Here is a 23,407-nt window from a genome sequence, read left to right as displayed (position 1 = left end):
CCTTAGCCGTGTCCCGCGCCCGAACGGCGGCAGCGCGACCAGTGCCCCGATGCGGTGGCCAGTCGCCCCTCATCCAGCGCCGCGGCATAGTCCTCGGCCGAGCCGGCGTTGCAGGCCACGGCGTCGGGCAGCCGCGAGATGGCACCGGGGCCAAGCCCCAGCCGGTCGCGGGCCTGCTCGCGTCGCGTCTGCGCCCGGGCGTCCTCCAGCGCGGCGCCGTGGCGGGCGTAGAACCCGCCTCCCAGCGACCGATAGCCGTTTCCGGCCAGGCGGTCCTCGATCCGAGCCAGCAGTGTCGCCGGCAGCGTCGACTCGCCTTCCTGCCAGGCGGGGTCCGGGCGCAGCGAGAGGCGTGGCGGCGTCATGGCCATCAGCGTGGCGAGCGCCGCGGCGGCCTCCTGCTCGGGCGTCGCCGGCGGCACGATCAGCACCAGGTTCAGCGAGTGCCAGCCCATGCGGACGCTCTCGTCGAGCAGCGGCTCGATGCGTGACTGCAGCCGCGTCAGGGCTTCCGGGCGGTCGGCCCTCGGCAGGCGCATGACCAGCTTCAGGCGGTTGAAGCCCAGTGCCTCCAGATGGCGCAGGGTGAGAAGATCCGTGGCACGGGGATCGAGTTCGACGGTGAAGTCGCGCCAATGTCCCGATTCGAAGGGAAAGCGCGAGGCCAGCCGATCGACCAGCCCGCTCATCCGCGACAGGCTCAGCCAGGGGGGCAGGCTGCCGCCCCAGTGCAGGGCCTCGAGCCGTCGATCGGGGGCGAGGCAGCGTCGCACCAGCACCATCTCGCGATCCAGTCGGGCCAGGTCGACTTCGAACGGGTCCATGCCCTTGGTGTGATCGACGCGCGCGTCGCCATCGTGGCGCAGCGGCAGGCGCAGATGCAGCGACAGGGGACGGGCGTCGGCGTTGCTGGCGGCCAGCGCCGCGGCGTAGTCGTCGGCGCCGAAGTCGGAAGGAGCGGTGACGGGCATGGCAGGATTCCGGGAGTGCATGCCATCAGGCTAGCGGTCGCGGAAGCGGGCGGTGTTGCGCTGGGTCAAGCGCGACGGCGAAAGCGGTTCAGTGCTGCCCGGCGTGGCCGGCCTCGTGGGGCATCGCGCCCGGCCACAGCCCCCACAGCTGCCACAGGGCGAAGCCGATGATCGTCAGTGCCGCCAGGGTGCGGGTGGCCGGGTGGCGGATCAGGCCGCCCAGCCGACGCGCGGCCAGGCCGGTGGCCAGCAGCGCCGGCAGGGTGCCGAGTCCGAAGGCGCCCATCAGCGCCGCGCCGCGCAGCGGATCGGCGCTGGCCAGGCTCCAGGTCAGCATCGAGTAGACCAGTCCGCAGGGCAGCCAGCCCCAGACGGCGCCCAGGGCCATCGCCTGGGGCACCGTCACGACCGGCATCAGTCGCCGTCCGAGGGGCTCCAGGCGGCGCCACAGGCGCTTGCCGAGGGCCTCCAGCCTCAACAGCCCCTTCCACCAGTCGGCGATGTAGAGCGCCATCAGGATCAGCATCGTCGCGGCCAGCACCTGCAGCGCCAGGCGCACCCCGGGGGCCAGCCCGACCAGGGTGCCGAGCCCGGCGGCCAGGGCGCCCGCGAGCACGTAGCTGGCGATGCGCCCCAGGTTGTAGCCCAGCAGCAGGCCGCCGAGCCGGACCGGATGGCGCAGGCTGGGCGGCACGGCGAAACTCAGGGCGCTCATGATGCCGCCGCACATGCCGATGCAGTGGGCGCCGCCGAGCAGGCCGAAGACGAAGGCCGCGGCCAGCGGTGGCAGGTCGAGTCCGGTGGGGTTCATCGGGCGTCCTTGTCGCTGTCCTTGTCCCGGGTTCGGTCACGGTCGTGGGCGGCGTTCGGCTCGCCCGCATCGTGCGCTGGGCCTGGCCCTTGCGGCGGGTCGTCATCGTCGAACAGGATGCGATGCGCCGGGCCTTCCAGGTCCTCGAACTGGTCGTGGCGCACGGCCCAGAAGAAGGCCCAGACGGCCAGGCCGAGCAGGATCAGCGACAGCGGTATCAGCAGGTAGAGAATGCTCATGATGCCTCCCGGGCGAGGGTATTCTCGGCGCGCCGCTGGCGGGCCAGCCTCAGGGCATTGGCGACCACCACCAGCGAACTCGCCGACATGCCCAGCGCCGCCAGCCAGGGGGGCACCCAGCCCAGCGCCGCCGGGGGCAGGGCCAGCAGGTTGTAGGCCAGCGCCCAGCCCAGGTTCTGGCGGATGATGCGCCGCGTGGCGCGGCCGACGTCGAGCGCTTCGACCAGCCGCCCGAGATGGGGGCCGAGCAGCACGGCGTCGGCCCGGGTGCGGGCCAGGTCGGTGGCCGCGTTCATGGCGAAGGCGATGTCGGCGCCGGCCAGCACCGGGATGTCGTTGATGCCGTCGCCGACCATGGCCACCCGCTGGCCCTCGGCCTGGCAGTCGCGCAGCCGAGCGAGCTTGTCCTCGGGGCTCGCGCCGGCGCGCCACTCGGCGATGCCCAGTCGCTCGGCCAGCGCCCGGGTGGGCCCCTCGGCGTCGCCGGACAGCAGTTCCACCGCGATGCCTCGCGCCGCCAGGGCGGCGACGGTGGTGGCGGCATCTTCCCGAGGCTGGTCGCCCAGGGCGAACCAGGCCCGTGGCTCGCCGTCCTCGGCCAGCAGCAGCCAGTGGCCGATCTCGGCACCGCTGTCCGGATTCGTCGGCACTCGGTCCGGGGCCGCGAAGTCGGGCCGGCCGAGCCGCCAGGGACGGCCGTCGATCTCGCCGGCGAGGCCCAGGCCGGGGCGGGCGGTGACGTCGCGGGCACTGATGCCGGCGCGGCGATGGGGGCGAAAGGCGCGGGCGATGGGATGCTCGGAATGGGCCTCCAGGGCCGCGGCCAGCGCGGTGAGACGCTCGGGGTCGTGTTCCGCCAGCGGCACGGTGCGCTCCAGCCGCATCTCGCCTTGGGTCAGGGTGCCGGTCTTGTCGAAGATCATCCGGTCGAGGCGCGGCAGGGTCTCCAGAGCGTCGGCACGGGTCAGCAGCACGCCGCGGCGATAGAGCCTGCCGTGGGCGGCGGTCAGGGCGGTGGGCGTGGCCAGCGCCAGGGCGCAGGGGCAGCTGACCACCAGCACCGAGAGGGTCACCCAGAAGGCCCGCTCGGGGTCGACGAATGACCAGACCCATCCGGTGGCGGCGGCGATCAGCAGCACCTGGATCACGAAGTGATGGGCCAGCCGGGCCGCCCGGCGCGCGATGGGCGGGCGTTCGGCGAAGGCGCGGTCGGTGAGGTCGAGCAGCCGCGCCGCTCGGGCATCCCGTCCGGCATGGGTCACCCGCACCGTCAGCGGGCTTTCGACGTTGTGGCTGCCGCCGGTCACGGTATCGCCCACGCCGCGCGCCACCGGCAGCGCCTCGCCGGTGAGCATCGATTCGTCGAGGCTGGAGGCGCCCTGTTCGATCACGCCGTCGGCGGGCACGCCGTGGCCGGGCCTGACCAGCACCCGGTCGCCCGCGACCAGTTCGCTGGCGGGCAGGAGGCGCTCCTCGCCGTGCTCGCCGAGGCGGATCGCCGACAGCGGCAGGATCTCGGTCAGGGCGTTGCCGCGGCGCCCGCTGCGCCGCCGGGCGCGCACCTCCAGGAAACGGCCGAACAGCAGGAAGAAGGTGAACATGGCCGCGGAGTCGAAGTAGACGTCGCCATGGCCGACGAGCAGCGCCCAGGTGCTGGCGAGGTAGGCGCCGGCGATGGCCAGCGACACCGGCACGTCCATGCCCAGCTGTCGGTTGCGCAGGTCGCGCCGCGCTCCGGCGAAGAACGGCTGGGCCGAGTAGAGCACCACCGGCGTGGTCAGGGCGAAGGCCAGCCAGTGGAAGAGGGTATCGAAGTCGGCGCCCAGGCCGCCGTCGCCGGCCACGTAGAAGGGGATCGAGAACATCGCCACCTGCATCATGCCGACCCCGGCGACGATCAGCCGGCCCACCTGGCGGCGTTCCTCGCGCTGCAGGCGTCGTTGGGCCTCGTCGGGCTCATAGGGCTGGGCCGGGTAGCCGATGGCGGCCAGTTCGGCGAGCAGCCGCGAGAAGGCGATGCGCTGCGGGTCCCAGGCGACGCGGACGCGGTGGTGGGTGAGATCGACGGCGCTGGCGCTGACGCCGTCGAGGGCGTTGAGGCGATGCTCGATCAGCCAGGCGCAGGCGGCGCAGGTGATGCCCTCCACCGCCAGGGTGGCATGCACGCCCTCATCGTCGGCATGCACGAAGCGCCGCTGCAGGCCCGGATCGTCGAACAGTGCCCAGGTCTCGGCCTGGGCGGTCCGGCGCTCGTCGGGCCGTGTCGGCAGCTCGCTTCGGAAGCGGTAGTAGCCGGCCAGGCCGCCGTCGACGATGGCGTGGGCCACCGCCTCGCAGCCGGGGCAGCACAGCGGGTGTTCGGCGTCGTCGAGGGTGATCGTCCAGGGGGCGTCCTGTGGAACCCGGGCGCCGCAGTGATAGCAGGCGGCGCGCTCGACGGGCGCGGTGGCGGTGGTCGCGGTCATGGTGCCGCTCAGTCTCCGGGCGCCAGGACGATCTCGGCCTTGGCGGGGAAGCGGGCTTCGCCGGTGAGGCGCCAGGCGGGCTCGCTGCCGTCGCCGGGTTCCAGGTGCAGGTACCAGCGGTGGCGCAGGGGCGTCTCGAGCATGGTGACGTAGCGGCCGGCGCGCACGTGCTCGAGCGTCAGCCGCCGGTCGCGCTCGCTTTCGGTGGGAAAGATCAGCTTGAGGGTCAGCCGCTCCGGGCGCGACTCCCCGGTCAGGTCGACCACCAGGTCGCCGGTGGCCGGGTCGGCGTTCAGGGCAGCCGAGAGCCCCAGCGTGCGGGCCTGTTCCTGCTTGGCGATCTGCTCGTTGATGGCCAGGCCTTCCTTGTAATAGTCCTCCGCCACGGTGCCGTCGAAGTAGTGGATCGAGAGGGCCAGGTAGACCAGGCTGAAGCTGACCGAGGCCCCCAGCAGGCCGATCATGAACCAGGGCCAGAACTGCTTGTACCAAGGGGCGATGGGCGGTTGTTCTGCCGTCATCAGCGGGTATCTCCTATGAAGCGGCCGTCGCGCTCGAGGGCGATGTCGGGGGCGTCGACGGCTTCCAGGCGCAGCCGGATCTCGTGACTGGGGCGCTGGAGGGCGTCGGGCGGGGCGGTGACTTCCACCACCAGCCGGCGCGACTCGCCGGCGGGCACGCTGACGCGTCGGGTGTCGAGGGTCAGCCCCTCCAGGCCCGTGGCGGCGAGCCGGTAGGCGTGGTCCTCGCGGTCCAGGTTGCGCACCGTCAGGGTATAGACGTTACGGATTCTGCCGTCGTCGGTCATCTGAAACAGCTGCTGGCGGCCGCGCTCCACCTCGAAGCCCAGCGGGATGCGGTCGCTGACCGTCCAGGCGAACAGGCCGATCATCACCAGCAGCACGGCCAGGTAGCCGAGCAGGCGCGGACGCAGCAGATGCGACGGCTTGCCCTCGAGGGCGTTCTCGGTGGTGTAGCGGATCAGCCCGCGGGGATAGCCCATGCGGTCCATGACGTTGTCGCAGGCGTCGATGCAGGCCGCGCAGGTGATGCATTCGTACTGCAAGCCGTCGCGGATGTCGATGCCGGTGGGGCAGACCTGCACGCACAGCTCGCAGTCGATGCAGTCGCCGTGGCCGGCTTCCCGAGCCTCGTCGTGGCTGAGGCGCTTCCTGCGCGGGCCGCGCGGTTCGCCCCGGGCGGCGTCGTAGGAGACGATCAGGGTGTTGGCGTCGAACATCACCGACTGGAAGCGGGCGTAGGGGCACATGTAGATGCACACCTGCTCGCGCAGCCAGCCGGCGTTGAGGTAGGTGAACAGGGTGAAGAAGCCGACCCAGAAGTAGGACCAGCCGTGGGCCTCGAGGGTCGGGAGCTCCATCACCAGGTCGCGGATCGGCGTGAAGTAGCCGACGAAGGTCAGGCCGGTGGCGGCGGCGATGACCAGCCAGATGGCGTGCTTGGCGAGCTTGCGGCGCAGCTTGTCGGCGCTCCAGCCGTGCCGGTCGAGCCGGATGCGACGGTTGCGCGGCCCTTCGGTGCGATGTTCCACCCAGATGAACAGGAAGGTCCAGACGCTCTGTGGGCAGGTGTAGCCGCACCAGACGCGGCCGGCGAACACGGTGATGAAGAACAGCCCGAAGGCGCAGATGATCAGCAGCCAGGAGAGCAGCATGAACTCCTGGGGATAGAAGGTGGCGGCGAAGATGTGGAACTCGCGGTCGGGCAGGTCGAACCACACCGCCGGGCGGTCGCCCCAGGGCATCCACGGGATCAGGAAGTAGGCCAGCATCAGCGCCCAGTTGGCGCTGCGCCGCAGGCGCTGGAAGACGCCCTTGATCTCGCGCACGTAGAGGTGCCGGCGGCGGGCGTACATCGCCTGGCTGACGGTGTCGCCGGCGTCGGTGATGTCGCGGTGGGGAATCTTGTCGCTCATGGCGGGCTCTCGACAGGCGGCCTGTGCATCGATGGCGGCGGCGGGGTGGGCCCGCCGCCGGGGGCTCAGTCGCGGCGGCTGAGGCCGTACACGTAGGCGGCCACCAGGTGGACCTTGTCCTCCCCGATGTAGGCGGCCTGGGCCGGCATGTGGCCGTTGCGGCCGTTGCGCAGGGTCTGGCGGATGGACGCCTCCAGCGGCTGGCCGGGCTGGCGATAGAGCCAGGCGTCATCGGTCAGGTTCGGCGCGCCGAGGGCCTGGTTGCCGGTGCCGTCGGGGGCGTGGCAGGCCGCGCACACCGAGGCGAACAGCGCCTCGCCCTGTTCGGCGCGCTGCGGGTCCTCGGCCTGGCCGGACAGCGACAGCACGTACTGGGTGAGGCGTCCGATGTTGTCCTCGCCGAGCTGCTGCCAGGCGGGCATCAGACCGTTGCGCCCGTTGGTGAGGCTGGTCACGATGGCCTCGGGCGTGCCGCCGTAGAGCCAGGCGTCGTCGGTCAGGTCGGGAAAGCCGTAGCCGCCCTGGGCATTGGCGCCGTGACAGATGGCGCAGTTGTTGAGGAACAGGCGTTCGGCAACCTGCATGGCCTCGGCGTCCTGGGCCAGCGCCGGGATCGGGACCTGCTGGTACTGCTCGAAGATCGGCGCGTAGCGCTCCTCCGCCCGGGCCACCTCGGCTTCCCACTGGCCTTCCTGGGTCCAGCCCAGCAGGCCGGCGAAGTTGCCGAGGCCGGGGTAGAGCAGCAGATAGCCGAGCGCGAAGATCACCGTGCCGACGTAGAGCTGGAACCACCAGCGCGGCAGCGGGTTGTCGTATTCCTCGATCTCGTCGGCCGCGTGGCCGGTGGTCTCGACGTTGCCCTCGGCGTCGGCGACCTTGTCGGTCTTGCGATTGGCGAACAGCAGCCAGGCGCTGATGACGATGGTGCCCAGCGTGATGACGATGATCCAGACGCTCCAGAAGCCGGGCAGGACGTCATTCCATAATGAGCTCATGAGTCACGGTCTCCCTGTTCTTGACGAGCCTGATCCCGCCGGGCGTCGTCCCGGTGGGCGCCGGTGTCGCGGGCCGAGGGCTCGTCGTCGTCGGCGAAGGGCAGGTTGGCCGCTTCGTCGAAGTCCGGCTTGCGCCGCTTGGAATAAGCCCAGCAGACCAGGCCGATGAAGCCGATCAGCAGCAGGCCGGTGATGATGCCGCGTAGCGTTCCCATATCCATGTCAGCGGGTGTCCTTGAGCACGGTGCCGAGCTGTTGCAGGTAGGCCACCAGGGCGGTGATCTCGCGCTCGCCGCGTACCGCGTCACGGGCGCCGGCGATCTGCTCGTCGCTGTAGGGCACGCCCAGGGTGCGCATGGCGCGCATCTTGTCGGCGATGGATTCGCCGTCGAGAACGTTCTCGAACAGCCAGGGGTAGGCCGGCATGATCGATTCCGGCACCACGTCGCGGGGGTTGTAGAGGTGCGCGCGATGCCAGTCGTCGCTGTAGCGGCCGCCGACCCGGGCCAGATCCGGGCCGGTGCGCTTGGAGCCCCACAGGAAATTGTGCTCGTAGACCGACTCGCCGGCCACGCTGTAGTGGCCGTAGCGCTCGGTCTCGGCGCGGAAGGGGCGGATCATCTGCGAGTGGCAGCCCACGCAGCCCTCGCGGCGGTAGATGTCGCGGCCGGCGAGCTCGAGCGGTTCCAGCGGCTCGAGCCCTTCCACCGGCTCGGTGGTCTGCTTCTGGAAGAACAGCGGCACGACCTCGGCCAGGCCGCCGAAGCTGATCACCACCAGCACCAGCACGGCGAGCAGGCCCACGTTCTTTTCGACGATCTCGTGTCTCATGGCAGTCTTCTCGTTCCCTGTTGTCTCAGGCGGCGGCCTGGGGCTGCGGCTGCTGGAGGCTCTGCTGGCGGCGCACGGTCATGAAGACGTTGAAGGCCATGATCAGCATGCCGACGACCCAGCACAGCCCGCCGACGGTGCGCACGACATAGCCCGCGCCGCTGGCCTCGACGGACTCGATGAAGGTGTACATCAGGGTGCCGTCGGGATTCACCGCGCGCCACATCAGGCCCTGCAGGATGCCGTTGACCCACATGGCGGCGATGTAGAGCACGGTGCCGACGGTGGCCAGCCAGAAGTGCACGGCGATCAGCGACACCGAGTACATCTCGGTGCGGCCGTAGAGCCGCGGGATCAGGTGGTACATGGAGCCGATGGTGATCATCGCGACCCAGCCCAGGGCGCCGGCATGGACGTGACCGATGGTCCAGTCGGTGTAGTGGGAGAGGGCGTTCACGGTCTTCACCGCCATCATCGGCCCCTCGAAGGTCGACATGCCGTAGAACGACAGTGCCACCACCAGGAAACGCAGGGTGGGATCGGTGCGCAGCTTATGCCAGGCGCCGGAAAGGGTCATCATGCCGTTGATCATGCCGCCCCAGGAGGGCGCCAGCAGGATGATCGACATCACCATGCCCAGCGACTGTGCCCAGTTGGGCAGGGCGGTGTAGTGCAGATGGTGAGGGCCGGCCCACATGTAGATCATGATCAGGGCCCAGAAGTGGACGATCGACAGCCGATAGGAGTACACCGGACGCTCGGCCTGCTTGGGCACGAAGTAGTACATCATGCCCAGGAAGCCGGCGGTCAGGAAGAAGCCCACCGCGTTGTGTCCGTACCACCATTGGGTCATGGCATCCACGGCGCCGGCGTAGATCGAGATGGAGTACATGGCCGAGACCGGCAGCGCCGCGTTGTTGACGATGTGCAGCACCGCCACGGTGAGGATGAAGGCGGCGTAGAACCAGTTGGCGACATAGATGTGCGAGGTTCGGCGCTTCTTGATGGTGCCGAGGAAGACGATGGCGTAGGCGATCCAGACCACCGCGATCAAAAGGCTGATCGGCCATTCCAGCTCGGCGTATTCCTTGGTGGTGGTGTAGCCCATGGGCAGCGTCACCACCGCCGAGACGATCACCGCCTGCCAGCCCCAGAAGGTGAAGGCGGCCAGCCGGTCCGATATCAGGCGCGTCTGGCAGGTTCGCTGCACCACGTAGTAGGAGGTGGCGAACAGCGCCGAGCCGCCGAAGGCGAAGATCACGGCGTTGGTGTGCAGCGGGCGAAGGCGGCCGAAGCTGGTCCAGGGCAGTCCCAGGTTCAGTTCCGGCCAGACCAGCTGGGCGGCGATCGTGACACCGAGGACCATGCCCACGATGCCCCAGACAACGGTCATGATCGCGAACTGTCGCACGACCTTGTAGTTGTAGGTGGGGTGTTCCAGTGCTGTGCTCATGTCGGGTTCCATCGAACGCGTTGGAGGGAGTCGCGCTTGGGCAGCAGTCTAGCTCAAGGCTTTCGCCCACATGATGATGACGGTCAAGTCGGGAGCGGGCGGCGTGTCGATCTTGCGCTGCCGCCTGGCGTGAACCGTCGTTCTTGTATGTTATACGGCCAGATTAAATGTATTCATTAAGTGTATACAATGAGTGAGTTCAGAAAAAGTTTCCATCTCGACGCCCTCGGGCCGCTGGACGTCACCGGCGAGGCGCGCCATGGCCAGCTGCTGCTGGCGCACGGTGCCGGCGCCGGCCAGGACGCGATGTTCATGCAACGCCTGAGAGCGGCGCTGGCCGAGCGGGGCGTGCAGACCCTGGCCTTCGAGTTCGCCTATATGCAGCGCATGCGCGAAGAGGGACGGCGTCGGCCGCCGCCGCGGGTCGAGCGGCTGGTCGACGAGTACGCCGCCTGGCGCGATGGCGTACGGCATCTTGCTTCTGGGCCGCTGTGGCTGGGCGGCAAGTCCATGGGCGGCCGGGTGGCCAGCCTGCTGGCGGCCCGCGACGGCGCCGATGGCCTGGCGCTCTGCGGCTATCCCTTCCACCCGCCGCGCAAGCCCGAGTCGCTGCGTCTCGATCACTGGCCGAGCCTGGCTTGCCCGACGCTGGTGGTGCAGGGCACGCGGGATCCCTTCGGCACTCGCGAGGAGGTGGCGCAATATGCGCTGCCCGCCGGCGTCGAGCTGCACTGGCTGGAGGACGGCGAGCATGACTGGAAGCCACGTCGAGCCTCGGGACGCGATCAGGCCGCCCTGATCGCCGAGGGGGCGACGGCCATCGCCGAGGCCATGGCGCGGGATGCGTCCGGGGACCGATAGCGGCCAAGTGGATGAATGGCCTGCCGTTCTGCGCCGCCCGTTCGCCACGGGGATGAAAAAACGCGTTGACAATGAACGCAGTTTCCGTAGAATGCAGCGCCATGTGACCGGGGGTGGTTAGCTCAGCTGGGAGAGCACCAGCCTTACAAGCTGGGGGTCACAGGTTCGATCCCTGTACCACCCACCACTGTCAAAGACAGTGGCCGATTGCATCGCAGAAACGAGTGCGGACCGGTAGTTCAGTTGGTTAGAATGCCGGCCTGTCACGCCGGAGGTCGCGGGTTCGAGTCCCGTCCGGTCCGCCAGCGTTTTCTGTACCGCATCATCACTTGCGGACCGGTAGTTCAGTTGGTTAGAATGCCGGCCTGTCACGCCGGAGGTCGCGGGTTCGAGTCCCGTCCGGTCCGCCACGATGACGCACAATCTAAGCAGTACCGCGTGGGCGATTAGCTCAGTTGGTTAGAGCACCAGCCTCACATGCTGGGGGTCACTGGTTCGAGTCCAGTATCGCCCACCACGCGGACCGGTAGTTCAGTTGGTTAGAATGCCGGCCTGTCACGCCGGAGGTCGCGGGTTCGAGTCCCGTCCGGTCCGCCATCTGCTCAGAATTCCAAAGCCCCGTGGCTCACGCCACGGGGCTTTTCTGTTGTCTGGAACCTGGTTTTTTCGTTCGAATGCCTCGGGCTTTTCCTGGCGAATGCCGAGGCGGCTTTTGCGCTGCCCGCGGGACTGTCATACAGTTGTTTTAATTTTCTGTCGACGCTCCGAGGTGGCTCGAACGTGGCTGACTTTCCGCATCTGTTTCGCCCCATCGAACTGGGCCCGCTGCGCCTGCCCAACCGGGTGGTGATGGGCTCGATGCATACCAACCTGGAGGAAATGCCCGGCGGTTTCTCGCGCCTGGCCGCCTTCTATGCCGAGCGTGCCCGGGCCGGCGTATCGCTGATCGTCGGCGGCGGCATCGCGCCCAACGCGGAGGGTGCCGTGTTCGACGGCGGCGCCACCCTGGAGCGCCCGGAGCAGGTGGCCGAGCACCGGCGCCTGGTCGAGGCGGTGCATGCCGAGGGCGGTCGCATCTGCCTGCAGATCCTGCACGCCGGCCGCTACGCCTACACCGATGCGCCGGTGGCGCCCTCGGCGATCCGCGCGCCGATCAACCCTCGCCCGCCTCGTGCCCTGAGCGCGGCGGAGATCGAGCGCACCCTGGACGACTACGTGCGCTGCGCACGCCTGGCCCGGGAGGCCGGCTACGATGGCGTGGAGGTGATGGGCTCCGAGGGCTATCTGATTAACCAGTTCGTCTGCCGGGGGACCAATCATCGAGAGGACGAGTGGGGCGGTCGCTTCGTCAACCGCATCCGCTTCCCGGTGGAGGCAGTGCGGCGCATCCGCGAGGCCCTGGGGGCCGAGGCCCTGATCCTGTTCCGGCTGTCGATGATCGACCTGGTGGAGGAGGGCAGTACCCATGACGAGGTGGTCGCCCTGGGGCGCGCGGTGGCCGAGGCCGGCGCCGATGCGATTGACGGCGGCATCGGCTGGCACGAGGCGCGGGTGCCGACCATCGTCACCAGCGTGCCGCGGGCGCTGTTCGCCGAGGTGTCGCGGCGCATGCGCGACGCGCTGCCGGTGCCGCTGATCGCCACCAACCGCATCAACATGCCCGAGGTCGCCGAGCGATTGCTGGCCGAGGGCCATGCCGACCTGATCTCCATGGCGCGTCCCTTCCTGGCCGATCCGGCCTGGGTGACCAAGGCCCGGGAGGGACGGGTCGACGAGATCAATACCTGCATCGCCTGCAACCAGGCCTGTCTCGATCACACCTTCCAGGGCAAGCCGACCTCGTGCCTGGTCAACCCGAGGGCCGGCCATGAGACCGAGCTTGCCATCGTGCCGGCGGCGTCGATGAAGCGCGTCGCGGTGGTGGGCGGCGGTCCCGCCGGGCTTGCCGCGGCGGTCACCGCCGCCGAACGCGGTCATGCGGTGACGCTGTTCGAGCGTCAGGCCGAGCTGGGCGGCCAGTTCAATCATGCCCGGCAGATTCCCGGCAAGGAGGAGTTCGACGAGACGCTGCGTTATTTCCGCACCATGCTGGAGAAGCGTGGTGTCAGCGTGCGGCTCGCGACCGACCCCGGGCTCCACGAGCTGCGTGGCTTCGACGAGGTGGTGCTGGCCACCGGCGTTCGGCCGCGGGCCCTCGAGCTGCCGGGCATCGATCATCCCAAGGTGGTGTCCTACCCGCTGGCCATCCAGCATCCCGAGCGGGTGGGCGCACGGGTGGCGATCATCGGTGCCGGCGGCATCGGCTTCGACGTGGCGGAGCTGCTGACCCATGCCGGCCATCCCGCCCTGGACGCCGACGCCTGGTGCGACGAGTGGGGGGTGGACCTGACGGTGACCGCGCCGGGAGGACTGCGCGCGGCCGAGCGGCCGCCGGTGCCGCGGACGGTGACCCTGCTGCAGCGCAAGACGTCGAAGCCCGGTGCCGGGCTCGGCGTCACCACCGGCTGGGTGCATCGCGCCTCGTTGCGCCATCGCGGCGTGGAGATGCTGGCCGGCTGCGAGTACGTCGGCATCGACGACACCGGCTTGCATGTCCGCGTCGAGGGCGAGCCGCGCCTGCTCGAGGTCGACAGCGTGGTGATCTGCGCCGGTCAGGAATCGGTGCGCGACCTGCTCGAGCCGCTGGGCGAGGCGGGCGTTTCGGTCCACGTCATCGGCGGCGCCGACCGGGCCGCCGAGCTCGATGCCAAGCGCGCGATCGACCAGGGCGTGCGGCTGGCTGCCACGCTCTAGAGGAGGGAATGAGCCGCGTTCGTTGAAAATCTGCACGCCCCGGGATGAACCGCTTCGGCTTCGCGGGCTCATAGGAAGTGTAGCCCTGCGTTGAAGATTTCGGGCGTCATCGTCCGGTCGCGCTGACTACGCTGAAGCTACCGACCCGGCCGAGAGGGCCAGGATTGCCAGGCCGGAGCCCCGGGCTTTAAGGAGGCATCGATGAGCATCTTCGATCATGTGCAGAACCGCTTCGAACGCACCCTGCAGGAGGAAATGAGCCTGCAGGAGTACCTGGAACTCTGCCGTGAGGACCCCTCGGCCTATGCCAGTGCGGCCGAACGAATGCTGGAGGCCATCGGCGAGCCCGAGGTGATCGACACGGCCAAGGACCCTCGCCTGTCGCGTATCTTCTCCAACAAGGTCATCCGTCGCTATCCGGCCTTTTCCGAGTTCTACGGCATGGAAGAGGCGATCGAGCAGATCGTCGCCTACTTCCGCCATGCCGCCCAGGGGCTCGAGGAGAAGAAGCAGATCCTCTACCTGCTCGGCCCGGTCGGTGGCGGCAAGTCATCGCTGGCCGAGCGGCTCAAGCTGCTGATGGAGCATGTGCCTTTCTATGCCATCAAGGGCTCGCCGGTGCAGGAGTCGCCGCTGGCGCTGTTCTCGCCGGAGCATGACGGCGAGCTGCTCGAGAAGGAATACGGCATCCCGCCGCGCTGCCTGAAGAGCGTGATGTCGCCCTGGGCCGCCAAGCGCCTCAAGGAGGCCGGTGGCGACATCAGCCAGTTCCGGGTGGTGCGGCTCTATCCGTCGCGGCTGAATCAGATCGCCATCGCCAAGACCGAGCCCGGCGACGAGAACAACCAGGACATCTCCTCGCTGGTCGGCAAGGTGGACATCCGTCAGCTCGAGCTCTACTCCCAGGACGATCCGGATGCCTACAGCTTCTCCGGCGGCCTGTGCCGGGCCAACCAGGGCCTGATGGAGTTCGTCGAGATGTTCAAGGCGCCGATCAAGGTGCTGCATCCGCTGCTGACCGCCACCCAAGAGGGCAACTACAACCCCACCGAGGGCATGGGCGCGATCCCGTTCGACGGCATCGTGCTGGCGCACTCCAACGAGAGCGAGTGGCAGGCCTTCCGCAACAACCGCAACAACGAGGCCTTCCTCGACCGGGTCTATATCGTCAAGGTGCCCTACTGCCTGCGGGTGACCGAAGAGATCAACATCTACAAGAAGCTGCTCGAGCACTCCTCGCTCAACGAGGCGCCCTGTGCGCCGGACACCCTGCGCATGCTGGCCCAGTTCTCGGTGCTCTCGCGGCTCAAGGAGCCGGAGAACTCCAGCGTCTATTCCAAGATGCGGGTCTATGACGGCGAGAACCTCAAGGACACCGATCCCAAGGCCAAGTCGATCCAGGAGTACCGCGACGCCGCCGGCGTCGACGAGGGCATGGACGGGCTGTCCACGCGCTTCGCCTTCAAGATCCTGTCCAAGGTGTTCAACTTCGACAACCACGAGGTGGCGGCCAACCCGGTGCACCTGCTCTACGTGCTCGAGCAGCGTCTCGAGCAGGAGCAGCTGCCCAAGGAAACCTTCGAGCGCTATCTGCGCTTCATCAAGGAGTTCCTGGCTCCGCGCTACGTGGACTTCATCGGCAAGGAGATCCAGACCGCCTATCTCGAGTCCTACTCCGAGTACGGTCAGAACATCTTCGACCGCTACGTCACCTACGCCGACTTCTGGATCCAGGATCAGGAGTACCGCGATCCGGAGACCGGCGAGCTGTTCGACCGCCAGTCGCTCAACGAGGAGCTGGAGAAGATCGAGAAGCCGGCGGGCATCTCCAATCCCAAGGACTTCCGCCACGAGGTGGTCAACTTCGTGCTGCGGGCCCGGGCCCAGAACAACGGCATGAACCCGAGCTGGCAGTCCTACGAGAAGCTGCGCGGGGTGATCGAGCACAAGATGTTCGCCAACACCGAGGAGCTGCTGCCGGTCATCTCCTTCAACGCCAAGGCCTCCACCGCGGACCAGAAGAAGCACGAGGATTTCGTGGCCCGCATGGTCGACCGCGGCTACACCGAGAAGCAGGTGCGCCTGCTCTCCGAGTGGTATCTGCGGGTACGCAAGTCGCAGTAGCCGTCGAGGGCCGCACGGGGCGCCGAGGCATGGCGCTCCGTGAGGACGCAGGGCAGCCCAGGAGGTCCGCATGACCTACTTCATCGACCGCCGTGCCAATGCCAGGCACAAGAGTGCGGTCAATCGTCAGCGCTTCCTCGATCGCTATCGCACCCATATCAAGCGGTCCGTCGAGGAGGCGGTCAATCGCCGCTCCATCACCGACATGGAGCGCGGGGAGAAGGTGTCGATTCCCGCCCGGGACATCTCCGAGCCGGTGTTCCAGCACGGGTCCGGCGGCAAGCGCTCGATCATCGCCCCCGGCAACAAGGAGTTCGTCGAGGGCGATCGTCTGCGTCGCCCCGGCGGGGGAGGCGGCGGCGGATCCGGCGAGGGCAGCGCCTCCAACCAGGGCGAGGGCATGGACGAGTTCGCCTTCACCCTGTCCCGCGAGGAGTTCCTGGACTTCGTGTTCGACGGCCTGGAGCTGCCGCATCTGGAGCGCAAGAACCTGGTCGACCTCGACGAGGTGCGCCCGGTGCGGGCCGGCTTCACCCGTGACGGGGTGCCGGCCCGTATCAACATCGTGCGCTCGATGCGCGAGGCTCATGCCCGGCGCATCGCCATGCGCGGGCCGATTCGCCGGGCCCTGCGCGAGGCCCAGGAGGCGCTGGAGGCCGAGGAACGCAAGGATCCGGTGCTGCGCAATCCGGCGCGCATCGCCGAGCTCAAGGCCGAGGTCGAGCGGCTCGAGAAGCGTCTCGAGGCGGTGCCGTTCATCGATACCTATGACCTGCGCTACAACAATCTGGTCAACCAGCCCCAGCCGTCGAGCAAGGCGGTGATGTTCTGCGTGATGGACGTCTCGGGCTCCATGACCCAGGCCCACAAGGACATCGCCAAGCGCTTCTTCCTGCTGCTCTACCTGTTCCTGGAACGCAACTACGAGAAGGTCGAGCTGGTCTTCGTGCGCCACCACACCGCCGCCAAGGAGGTCGACGAGGAGGAGTTCTTCTATTCCCGGGAGACCGGCGGCACCATCGTCTCCAGCGCCCTGACCCTGGTCGACGAGATCATCACCGACCGCTACCCGCCGACCCAGTGGAACCTCTACGTGGCCCAGGCCTCCGACGGCGACAACTGGGACGACGACTCCCTGACCTGTCGCGATCAGCTGGCCAATACCCTGATGCCGCGGCTGCAGTACTTCACCTACGTGGAGATCACGCCGCACGCGCATCAGGCCCTGTGGGAAGAGTACGAGAAGGTCGAGGCCGAGTATCCCGAGCGCTTCGCCATGCGGCAGATCGTCGAGGCCGGCGACATCTATCCGGTGTTCCGCGAGCTGTTCCGGCGCCGCACGGTCCAGTCCTGAGGCGAGGCCAAGGAGGCAGCATGACCGAACGCAAGCCCATCGCCAGCGGCTCCGACTGGAACTTCGAGGTCCTGGAGCGGTTCGAGACGGAGATCGGCCGGCTGGCCGACGAGTATCGGCTGGACACCTACCCCAATCAGATCGAGATCATCACCACCGAGCAGATGATGGATGCCTACGCCAGCGTGGGCATGCCGGTGGGCTATCATCACTGGTCCTTCGGCAAGCAGTTCCTGGCCGTGGAGCAGGCCTACCGGCGTGGCCAGATGGGGCTGGCCTACGAGCTGGTCATCAACTCCGATCCCTGCATCGCCTACCTGATGGAGGAGAACACCCTGATGATGCAGGTGCTGGTGATGGCCCACGCCTGCTACGGCCACAACTCCTTCTTCAAGGGCAACTACCTGTTCCGCACCTGGACCGACGCCGGTTCCATCGTCGATTACCTGCTGTTCGCCCGGCGCTACCTCGCCGAGTGCGAGGAGCGTCACGGCGTGACCGCGGTCGAGCAGCTGCTCGACGCCTGCCATGCCCTGCAGAACTACGGCGTCGACCGCTACAAGCGGCCCTCGCCTATCTCCGCCGAGGAGGAGGCGCGTCGCCAGCAGGAGCGCTCCGACTACCTGCAGGCCCAGGTCAACACCCTGTGGAGCACCATTCCCGGGCGGCCGAGCGAGGAGGGGCATCAGGAGGACGGTGATGCGGAGGATCCGCTCGGCCTGCACGCCGGCGGGCGCTACCCTCCCGAGCCTCAGGAGAATCTGCTCTACTTCATCGAGAAGAATGCGCCGCTGCTGGCGCCCTGGCAGCGGGAGGTGGTGCGCATCGTGCGCAAGCTCGCCCAGTACTTCTATCCCCAGCGCCAGACCCAGGTGATGAACGAGGGCTGGGCGACCTTCTGGCACTACACCCTGATGAATCGCCTCTACGACGACGGCCTGGTGGACGAGGGTCTGATCCTGGAGTTCCTGCAGTCCCATACCTCGGTGGTCCATCAGCCGGCCTTCGACAGCCCCCACTACAGCGGCATCAATCCCTACGCCCTGGGCTTCGCCATGTTCACCGACCTGCGGCGGATCTGTGAGCATCCCACCGACGAGGATCGGCGCTGGTTCCCCGAGATCGCCGGCAGCGACTGGCTCGAGACGCTGCACTTCGCCATGCGCAACTTCAAGGACGAGTCCTTCATCCAGCAGTACCTGTCGCCCAAGGTGATTCGCGACCTCAAGCTGTTCATGGTGCTCGACGACGACCGTGACGAGATGCTCGAGGTCACTGCCATCCATGACGACCGTGGCTATCAGCGCATCCGTGATGGCCTGGCCGTGCAGTATGCGCTCTCGGTGCGCGAGCCCAACATCCAGGTCTGGTCGGCGGACATCCGCGGCGACCGCTCGTTGACGCTGCGCCACGTGCAGGACAACCGTCGCCCGCTGGCGCGCAGCGTCTATCCGGTGATGCGCCACCTGCACCAGCTGTGGGGTTTCCCGGTGAAGCTCGAGTCTCTGGAGGACGACGAGGTGGTGCGTCGCTATCACTGGCCGCTGCCGGAGGACGAGCAGAATGATGCCTGAGGCAGGCCCGAACCCGGCTCAGGCGTGATCCGGCCCGCCCCTCGGGGCGGGCCGCTGGTGCTTGGGATGGGCCGGTTGGAGGCGAGATGGGCGGTGGTCAGGCCTGGGCGGTCCAGGACTGGCACCAGCCGCCCGGGGCGACGCTGTTCTGCGGGAACAGCTGGCAGCCCTGGGTATCGGCCTGGTAGAACATGCAGTTGGCGCAGGTCTCGCCTTCGGCGTAGGCCGGATGATCGCTGGCGTCGGCGGCGATCTCGACGTAGTTCAGGGCCTTGGCCTGGTCGCTCTCGGGGTCCAGCGGTGGCAGATCCTGGGCGAAGCTGCGCGTCGACAGCACGCCGATACCCAGTGGCAGGGCGGCGAGGCCCAGCAGACTGTGGCGCATGAAGTCGCGACGGCTGGGGTTGGCCATGAGGGTTCCTCCTGAGGGTCACGGTTGATGTCACGCTCGGCGGCCGGTGAGCCGGCTCTTGGCGTCTCGTTCCCGCCGTGTGGCGCGCGTGCGGCAGGCGGGATCGGCTCATTCAGCGTAGCCGAGCCCGGGAAGGGCGACGAGCGCTCGGGAAGTGCCGGGGCCCCCGTCGGGCGAGGACGCTGTTATACTCGCCGCCGTGAACCGCTATTCGAGGGAGATTGCCCCATGCAGAATGCCGTCATCCTGATCAACACCGAGAAGGGGCAGGTCAAGTCCGTGGCCGAGCGTCTGGCCGAGGTGGAAGGCATCAGCGAGGTCTTCTCCACCTGCGGGCGCTACGACCTGGTCGCCATCGCCCGGACCCGCGACTTCGAGGGGCTGGCGGAGCTGGTGACCGGGCGTCTCAACGACGTTGAGGGCATCCGCGAGACCGAGACCCTCAATGCCCTGCAGGTGCACTCGCGCCACGATCTCGAGACCATGTTCGCGCTGGGCTGGTAAGGCCCGCCGGTGCTGCAACGCCTCCTTCGCCTGCCTTCATGGCGCGGCTCGCTGCGCCGCCTGGGCATCGCCGCGCTGTTCGCGGCGGTGGGCAGTGGGCTGTGGTACATGGAAGAGCGCGAGGTGCGCGAGCGCCTCAGCTGGATGGGCGTGCCGACCTGGGAGCGGCTGACGCCGCTGAGCGTTCATCGCGTGCTGCGCAACGACGGCTTCCTGGTGGGCTGGTCGGACGTGCGGGTCAGCCCGCTGTGGGCCAGCTACGTGCTGTACGCCGATCGCGTGGCGGAGGTCGGCGATCGCCCGGGATTCCGTCGCGACTGGCGAACACTCTGGCCCGTCACCCCGGACAGCTATCTGCGTAGCGGCTATGACCGCGGCCATCTGGCGCCCAACTATGCCATCGCCCGGGTGCATGGTCCGTCCGCCCAGCATGATACCTTCCTGATGAGCAACATGGCGCCTCAGCGACCGGATCTGAACCGCCGGCTCTGGCAGCGCCTGGAAGAAGTCGTGATCGACCGCTTCGTGCCGCAGTATGGCACCCTGCAGGTCATTACCGGGCCGATCTTCGCATCGGAGTTCACTCAGGGCATGTTGAATCGGGTTGGCCTGGTGGAGGTGCCCGTGGCCTTCTACAAGATCCTGGTGGTGCCGGGGGAGCATCCTCGTGCGCTGGCCTTCGTGATGCCGCAGAGCGTGCGTGGCGACGAGCCGCTGGATCGCTTCGTGGTCAGCATCGATCGCATCGAGACGCTGACCGGGCTGGATTTCTTCCCGGATCTCCCCGAAGCCGTCGAGCGCGAGCTGGAAGGGCGGGTGGATACCCGAGGCTGGGGACTCGAGGCGGTCGCCGATCTGCCGGGATGCTTCGACTGAGCGAGGCGAGCCGTCATCGATGGCGCAGCAGGGGAGCGGGCAGGGAGGATGAGTGCATCGTCGGTTTCCGGCGGCCAGAAACGCAAAAAACCGCAACGTGTGCGGCCGGAGATAATAAGACGATATAGCGATGTGGTGGTTCGAGGATATGGCCTCGAAGTACGGCTCTTGTCTGCATAACGCGAAATGGTGCCCAGGAGAGGACTTGAACCTCCACGTCCGTAAGGACACTAGCACCTGAAGCTAGCGCGTCTACCAATTCCGCCACCTGGGCGCGTCATGCATATTCGTCGTGTTCCGAGCCATCGCTTGAGCGATGAATGGTGCCCAGGAGAGGACTTGAACCTCCACGTCCGTAAGGACACTAGCACCTGAAGCTAGCGCGTCTACCAATTCCGCCACCTGGGCGAAACACGAGCGAATCGAGCTTTTAAAGAGCGTGATACCTGACGATGCTGCTGACAGTGTATCGAATTGGTGCCCAGAAGAGGACTTGAACCTCCACGTCCGTAAGGACACTAGCACCTGAAGCTAGCGCGTCTACCAATTCCGCCATCTGGGCAAGTGGCGCGTATATTACCGTAAATTTTCGGTGATGCAACCCCTCGTGTGTCGGCAGGTGGCTTTTTTTGCGTCTCCGGTCCCTTTATCGGCCGGCACATGGTTGGGTGCGCCCTTGCGCAACGCTATACTGCCGCCATGACAAGAGACCCCTATTGCATCACTGCATGCCCGCGGCGCGTGAGCGCCACCCTCCTTACGTCGTCCCCGACCCTGCCAAGGATGCTCTCCGCATGAATCACTGGACGCTCAGCGACGATCTGCACGCCAGCCGCGAGGCCCACAAGTACGACAAGCCGGCGCCCAGCCGCGAATACCTGCTGGCGCGGCTCGAGGAATACGGCAAGCCGATCACCCACGAGGCCATGAGCGAGATGCTGGGCCTCGAGGACGAGGATCTGCAGGAGGCCGTGCGCCGCCGGCTGTCGGCCATGGAGCGCGACGGCCAGGTGCTGCGCAATCGCCGCGGCGCCTATGCGCTGATCGACAAGCTCGACCTGATCAAGGGCCGGGTACTCGGCCACCGCGACGGCATCGGCTTCCTGCTGCGCGATGACGGCAAGAAGCCCGACCTGGTGCTGCCGCCGCGCCAGATGCGCCGCGTGTTCCATAACGACCACGTGCTGGTGCGCATCAGCGGCCGCGACCGCCGCGGCCGCGACGAGGCCACCATCGTCGAGGTGCTGGCGCGCAATACCCAGAACATCGTCGGCGTCTATCGCGAGAACACCCCCGAGTTCGGCGTGCTGATTCCCGAGAATCCGCGCATCGCCCAGGAAATCATCATTCCGCATAACGCCAACGGCGGTGCCCGCGACGGCCAGGTGATCTCGGCCGACATCGTCAAGCAGCCGGCCACCCGCGTGCAGCCGGTGGGTCATGTCACCGAGGTGATGGGCGAGCGGATGGATCCGGGGATGGAGATCGACATCGCCATCCGCAGCTACGAGATCCCGTCCGAGTTTCCGCCGGAGGTGCAGGACCAGATCGCCGGCATGTCCGCCGAGGTGGCCGAGGACGACAAGGCGCACCGCGTCGACCTGCGCCACCTGCCGCTGGTGACCATCGACGACGAGTCCGCCCGCGACTTCGACGACGCCGTCTGCGCCTGGCAGACCAAGTCCGGCAGCTGGAAGCTGCTGGTGGCCATCGCCGACGTCTCCCACTACGTGCGTCCTGGCAGCCCCCTGGATCAGGAGGCGATCAGCCGCGGCAACTCGGTGTATTTCCCGGGTCAGGTCGTGCCGATGCTGCCGGAGCTGCTGTCCAACGGCCTGTGCTCGCTGAACCCGGACGTCGACCGCCTGGCGATGGTCTGCGAGATGAACATCTCCCAGAAGGGCGCCATCAGCCGCTATCGTTTCTACGAGGCGGTGTTCCGTTCCCACGCACGCCTGACCTACAACAAGGTCGCCTCGATCCTCGACGACGAGGACGAGCAGGGCGACGCGCTGCGTGAGCAGTACAGCGAGCTGGTCAAGCCGCTGAACGACCTGCACTCCCTCTACAAGGTGCTGCGCGGTGCCCGCGACGAGCGCGGCGCCATCGACTTCGAGACCACCGAGACGGCGATCGTCTTCAACGACGAGCGCAAGATCGAGAAGATCGTGCCGCGTTCGCGCAACGACGCCCACAAGATCATCGAGGAGTGCATGCTGGCGGCCAACGTCGCCACCGCGCGCTTCCTCGACAAGCACGACCTGCCGGCGCTGTATCGCATCCACGAGCGGCCCTCGCCGGAGCGCCTCGACAAGCTGCGGCTGTTCCTCAACGAGCTGGGCCTGTCGCTGCCCGGTGGCGACGAGCCCACGCCCCAGGACTACCAGACCCTGGCCGAGACCATCCGCGGCCGCGAGGACGCCGACATCATCCAGACGGTGATGCTGCGCTCCATGAGCCAGGCGGTCTACTCGCCCCAGAACGAGGGGCACTTTGGCCTGGCCTATCCGGCCTATGCCCACTTCACCTCGCCGATCCGTCGCTACCCCGACCTGCTCGTGCACCGGGCGATCCGCTCGGTGATCCGCGGGCCGCGCCAGACCGCGACCGTGCTGCGCGAGGAGGGCGCACCGGTGGAGCCGCCGAGCAAGTGGTGCCCCTATACCTTCGAGCAGATGCTCGAACTGGGCGAGCACTGCTCGATGACCGAGCGGCGCGCCGATGACGCCACCCGCGACGTCGAGAGCTGGCTGAAGTGCGAGTTCATGTCCGACAAGCTCGGCGAGGTCTACAGCGGCACCATCGCCTCGGTGACCCAGTTCGGCATCTTCGTGCGCCTCGACGAGTTCTTCGTCGAGGGCCTGGTGCACGTCACCTCGCTGCCCTCCGACTACTACCACTACGAGGCCGAGAAGCATCGCCTCAAGGGCGAGCGCAGCGGCATGAGCTATCGCCTCGGCGACGGCGTTTCGGTGCAGGTGGCGCGGGTCGACCTGGACGATCGCAAGATCGACTTCGAGCTGGCCGACGACCAGCCCAGGCCGCAGCGCAAGTCGCGCAAGCGCGGAGGCTCGCAGGGCAAGGGTAGTGGTCAGGGCGGCGCCCAGGGCCAGTCCTCGGGCGACGGCGAGAAGAGCGGCGGCAACAAGCGTCGCCGCCGCGGCCCGCGTCGTCGCTGAGGCCGATGCCGGGATGTCGAGAAGAACCG

General features: G+C 67.8%; 19 protein-coding genes and 8 tRNA genes. 13 read left to right on the top strand and 14 right to left on the bottom strand.

Going from position 1 to position 23,407, the window contains the following annotated elements; genetic code table 11:
• Positions 1-2: 2 nt before the first annotated feature.
• The 10 genes from QWG60_RS13450 to ccoN all read right to left on the bottom strand — a co-directional run bounded on the left by QWG60_RS13450 (position 3) and on the right by ccoN (position 9,701).
• A complete protein-coding gene (locus tag QWG60_RS13450) occupies positions 3-971 on the bottom strand; it encodes an oxygen-independent coproporphyrinogen III oxidase (RefSeq protein WP_146910287.1) in 969 nt (322 codons plus the stop codon).
• A gap of 88 nt (positions 972-1,059) precedes the next feature.
• Positions 1,060-1,782 (bottom strand): sulfite exporter TauE/SafE family protein, encoded by a 723-nt coding sequence (locus QWG60_RS13445; RefSeq protein ID WP_046078230.1) that lies wholly within the window; start codon positions 1,780-1,782, stop codon positions 1,060-1,062.
• The gene (gene ccoS, locus QWG60_RS13440; RefSeq protein WP_046078229.1) at positions 1,779-2,021 is read right to left on the bottom strand and encodes a cbb3-type cytochrome oxidase assembly protein CcoS; all 243 of its coding nucleotides are present in this window, start codon (positions 2,019-2,021) and stop codon (positions 1,779-1,781) included. The genes QWG60_RS13445 and ccoS overlap by 4 nt, the downstream gene beginning before the upstream one ends.
• A complete protein-coding gene (locus tag QWG60_RS13435) occupies positions 2,018-4,486 on the bottom strand; it encodes a heavy metal translocating P-type ATPase (RefSeq protein ID WP_146910285.1) in 2,469 nt (822 codons plus the stop codon). The genes ccoS and QWG60_RS13435 overlap by 4 nt, the downstream gene beginning before the upstream one ends.
• Positions 4,487-4,494: 8 nt before the next feature.
• Positions 4,495-5,007 carry a FixH family protein gene (locus QWG60_RS13430; protein ID WP_146910283.1) on the bottom strand — a complete coding sequence of 171 codons (513 nt, stop codon included), beginning with the start codon at positions 5,005-5,007 and terminating at the stop codon, positions 4,495-4,497.
• Entirely contained in the window at positions 5,007-6,422 is a 1,416-nt protein-coding gene (ccoG, locus tag QWG60_RS13425) for a cytochrome c oxidase accessory protein CcoG (RefSeq protein ID WP_146910281.1), read from the bottom strand. Before ccoG ends, QWG60_RS13430 begins: the two co-directional genes overlap by 1 nt.
• Positions 6,423-6,487: 65 nt before the next feature.
• On the bottom strand, positions 6,488-7,417 hold the full coding sequence (gene ccoP, locus QWG60_RS13420; protein ID WP_035597460.1) for a cytochrome-c oxidase, cbb3-type subunit III: 930 nt from the start codon (positions 7,415-7,417) through the stop codon (positions 6,488-6,490).
• Positions 7,414-7,638, bottom strand: a complete 225-nt coding sequence (locus tag QWG60_RS13415) for a CcoQ/FixQ family Cbb3-type cytochrome c oxidase assembly chaperone (RefSeq protein WP_035597457.1) — start codon at positions 7,636-7,638, stop codon at positions 7,414-7,416. The genes ccoP and QWG60_RS13415 overlap by 4 nt, the downstream gene beginning before the upstream one ends.
• 1 nt (position 7,639) lies before the next feature.
• A complete protein-coding gene (ccoO, locus tag QWG60_RS13410) occupies positions 7,640-8,248 on the bottom strand; it encodes a cytochrome-c oxidase, cbb3-type subunit II (protein ID WP_035597451.1) in 609 nt (202 codons plus the stop codon).
• 25 nt (positions 8,249-8,273) lie between these two features.
• Positions 8,274-9,701: a cytochrome-c oxidase, cbb3-type subunit I gene (gene ccoN / locus QWG60_RS13405; protein WP_035597448.1), complete on the bottom strand. Its 1,428-nt coding sequence runs from the start codon at positions 9,699-9,701 to the stop codon at positions 8,274-8,276.
• A 189-nt stretch (positions 9,702-9,890) separates the two neighbouring features.
• Between ccoN and QWG60_RS13400 the strand changes: the two genes are divergently transcribed.
• The 10 genes from QWG60_RS13400 to QWG60_RS13355 all read left to right on the top strand — a co-directional run bounded on the left by QWG60_RS13400 (position 9,891) and on the right by QWG60_RS13355 (position 18,407).
• Complete coding sequence (locus tag QWG60_RS13400) at positions 9,891-10,562, top strand: alpha/beta family hydrolase (protein WP_035597445.1); 672 nt, start codon at positions 9,891-9,893, stop codon at positions 10,560-10,562.
• A 111-nt stretch (positions 10,563-10,673) separates the two neighbouring features.
• Positions 10,674-10,749: transfer RNA gene (locus QWG60_RS13395), tRNA-Val, on the top strand.
• Between the two features lie 41 nt (positions 10,750-10,790).
• A tRNA-Asp gene (locus tag QWG60_RS13390) sits at positions 10,791-10,867 on the top strand.
• 28 nt (positions 10,868-10,895) lie between these two features.
• Positions 10,896-10,972, top strand: a tRNA-Asp gene (locus tag QWG60_RS13385).
• A gap of 30 nt (positions 10,973-11,002) precedes the next feature.
• A tRNA-Val gene (locus QWG60_RS13380) sits at positions 11,003-11,079 on the top strand.
• A 3-nt stretch (positions 11,080-11,082) separates the two neighbouring features.
• Positions 11,083-11,159: transfer RNA gene (locus QWG60_RS13375), tRNA-Asp, on the top strand.
• 252 nt (positions 11,160-11,411) lie between these two features.
• Positions 11,412-13,355, top strand: coding sequence for an NADPH-dependent 2,4-dienoyl-CoA reductase (locus QWG60_RS13370; protein ID WP_246124764.1), 1,944 nt, complete (start codon positions 11,412-11,414; stop codon positions 13,353-13,355).
• Between the two features lie 201 nt (positions 13,356-13,556).
• Positions 13,557-15,479: a PrkA family serine protein kinase gene (locus QWG60_RS13365; RefSeq protein ID WP_016853659.1), complete on the top strand. Its 1,923-nt coding sequence runs from the start codon at positions 13,557-13,559 to the stop codon at positions 15,477-15,479.
• Between the two features lie 70 nt (positions 15,480-15,549).
• Positions 15,550-16,833 carry a YeaH/YhbH family protein gene (locus tag QWG60_RS13360; RefSeq protein ID WP_035597439.1) on the top strand — a complete coding sequence of 428 codons (1,284 nt, stop codon included), beginning with the start codon at positions 15,550-15,552 and terminating at the stop codon, positions 16,831-16,833.
• Between the two features lie 20 nt (positions 16,834-16,853).
• Positions 16,854-18,407, top strand: coding sequence for a SpoVR family protein (locus tag QWG60_RS13355; protein ID WP_146910303.1), 1,554 nt, complete (start codon positions 16,854-16,856; stop codon positions 18,405-18,407).
• Positions 18,408-18,504: 97 nt separating this feature from the next.
• On the opposite strand, the gene QWG60_RS13350 is transcribed toward QWG60_RS13355, so the two are convergent.
• A complete protein-coding gene (locus QWG60_RS13350) occupies positions 18,505-18,819 on the bottom strand; it encodes a high-potential iron-sulfur protein (RefSeq protein ID WP_035597428.1) in 315 nt (104 codons plus the stop codon).
• 228 nt (positions 18,820-19,047) lie between these two features.
• Between QWG60_RS13350 and QWG60_RS13345 the strand changes: the two genes are divergently transcribed.
• Both QWG60_RS13345 and QWG60_RS13340 read left to right on the top strand, forming a co-directional pair.
• Positions 19,048-19,323, top strand: a complete 276-nt coding sequence (locus tag QWG60_RS13345) for an Lrp/AsnC family transcriptional regulator (protein ID WP_016853663.1) — start codon at positions 19,048-19,050, stop codon at positions 19,321-19,323.
• A gap of 51 nt (positions 19,324-19,374) precedes the next feature.
• Positions 19,375-20,199 carry a DNA/RNA non-specific endonuclease gene (locus QWG60_RS13340; RefSeq protein ID WP_146910305.1) on the top strand — a complete coding sequence of 275 codons (825 nt, stop codon included), beginning with the start codon at positions 19,375-19,377 and terminating at the stop codon, positions 20,197-20,199.
• 187 nt (positions 20,200-20,386) lie between these two features.
• Here QWG60_RS13340 and QWG60_RS13335 read toward each other — a convergent pair.
• The 3 genes from QWG60_RS13335 to QWG60_RS13325 form a co-directional block, all read right to left on the bottom strand.
• Positions 20,387-20,473: transfer RNA gene (locus QWG60_RS13335), tRNA-Leu, on the bottom strand.
• Positions 20,474-20,520: 47 nt separating this feature from the next.
• A tRNA-Leu gene (locus QWG60_RS13330) sits at positions 20,521-20,607 on the bottom strand.
• A 67-nt stretch (positions 20,608-20,674) separates the two neighbouring features.
• Positions 20,675-20,761 (bottom strand) — tRNA-Leu (locus tag QWG60_RS13325).
• Between the two features lie 232 nt (positions 20,762-20,993).
• On the opposite strand from QWG60_RS13325, the gene rnr reads away from it, so the two are divergent.
• Positions 20,994-23,378 carry a ribonuclease R gene (rnr, locus tag QWG60_RS13320; protein WP_106487927.1) on the top strand — a complete coding sequence of 795 codons (2,385 nt, stop codon included), beginning with the start codon at positions 20,994-20,996 and terminating at the stop codon, positions 23,376-23,378.
• Positions 23,379-23,407 lie beyond the last annotated feature (29 nt).

Origin of the sequence: Halomonas halophila (assembly GCF_030406665.1) — a bacterium.
Lineage (GTDB): Bacteria > Pseudomonadota > Gammaproteobacteria > Pseudomonadales > Halomonadaceae > Halomonas > Halomonas halophila.
The sequence above is the reverse complement of the archived record's forward strand: the minus strand, read 5'-3'. Positions and strand labels throughout refer to the sequence as shown.

What these genes read in the sequence shown, in the direction of transcription:
- QWG60_RS13400 (WP_035597445.1), top strand. Translation starts at nt 9,891, where the DNA reads ATGAGTGAGTTCAGAAAAAGTTTCCATCTCGACGCCCTCGGGCCGCTG.
- ccoG (WP_146910281.1), bottom strand. Translation starts at nt 6,422, where the DNA reads ATGAGCGACAAGATTCCCCACCGCGACATCACCGACGCCGGCGACACC.
- QWG60_RS13445 (WP_046078230.1), bottom strand. Translation starts at nt 1,782, where the DNA reads ATGAACCCCACCGGACTCGACCTGCCACCGCTGGCCGCGGCCTTCGTC.
- ccoP (WP_035597460.1), bottom strand. Translation starts at nt 7,417, where the DNA reads ATGAGCTCATTATGGAATGACGTCCTGCCCGGCTTCTGGAGCGTCTGG.
- QWG60_RS13360 (WP_035597439.1), top strand. Translation starts at nt 15,550, where the DNA reads ATGACCTACTTCATCGACCGCCGTGCCAATGCCAGGCACAAGAGTGCG.
- QWG60_RS13370 (WP_246124764.1), top strand. Translation starts at nt 11,412, where the DNA reads ATGGGCTCGATGCATACCAACCTGGAGGAAATGCCCGGCGGTTTCTCG.
- ccoS (WP_046078229.1), bottom strand. Translation starts at nt 2,021, where the DNA reads ATGAGCATTCTCTACCTGCTGATACCGCTGTCGCTGATCCTGCTCGGC.
- QWG60_RS13450 (WP_146910287.1), bottom strand. Translation starts at nt 971, where the DNA reads ATGCCCGTCACCGCTCCTTCCGACTTCGGCGCCGACGACTACGCCGCG.
- QWG60_RS13365 (WP_016853659.1), top strand. Translation starts at nt 13,557, where the DNA reads ATGAGCATCTTCGATCATGTGCAGAACCGCTTCGAACGCACCCTGCAG.
- QWG60_RS13345 (WP_016853663.1), top strand. Translation starts at nt 19,048, where the DNA reads ATGCAGAATGCCGTCATCCTGATCAACACCGAGAAGGGGCAGGTCAAG.
- QWG60_RS13415 (WP_035597457.1), bottom strand. Translation starts at nt 7,638, where the DNA reads ATGGATATGGGAACGCTACGCGGCATCATCACCGGCCTGCTGCTGATC.
- QWG60_RS13435 (WP_146910285.1), bottom strand. Translation starts at nt 4,486, where the DNA reads ATGACCGCGACCACCGCCACCGCGCCCGTCGAGCGCGCCGCCTGCTAT.
- ccoN (WP_035597448.1), bottom strand. Translation starts at nt 9,701, where the DNA reads ATGAGCACAGCACTGGAACACCCCACCTACAACTACAAGGTCGTGCGA.
- rnr (WP_106487927.1), top strand. Translation starts at nt 20,994, where the DNA reads ATGAATCACTGGACGCTCAGCGACGATCTGCACGCCAGCCGCGAGGCC.
- QWG60_RS13355 (WP_146910303.1), top strand. Translation starts at nt 16,854, where the DNA reads ATGACCGAACGCAAGCCCATCGCCAGCGGCTCCGACTGGAACTTCGAG.
- QWG60_RS13430 (WP_146910283.1), bottom strand. Translation starts at nt 5,007, where the DNA reads ATGACGGCAGAACAACCGCCCATCGCCCCTTGGTACAAGCAGTTCTGG.
- ccoO (WP_035597451.1), bottom strand. Translation starts at nt 8,248, where the DNA reads ATGAGACACGAGATCGTCGAAAAGAACGTGGGCCTGCTCGCCGTGCTG.
- QWG60_RS13350 (WP_035597428.1), bottom strand. Translation starts at nt 18,819, where the DNA reads ATGGCCAACCCCAGCCGTCGCGACTTCATGCGCCACAGTCTGCTGGGC.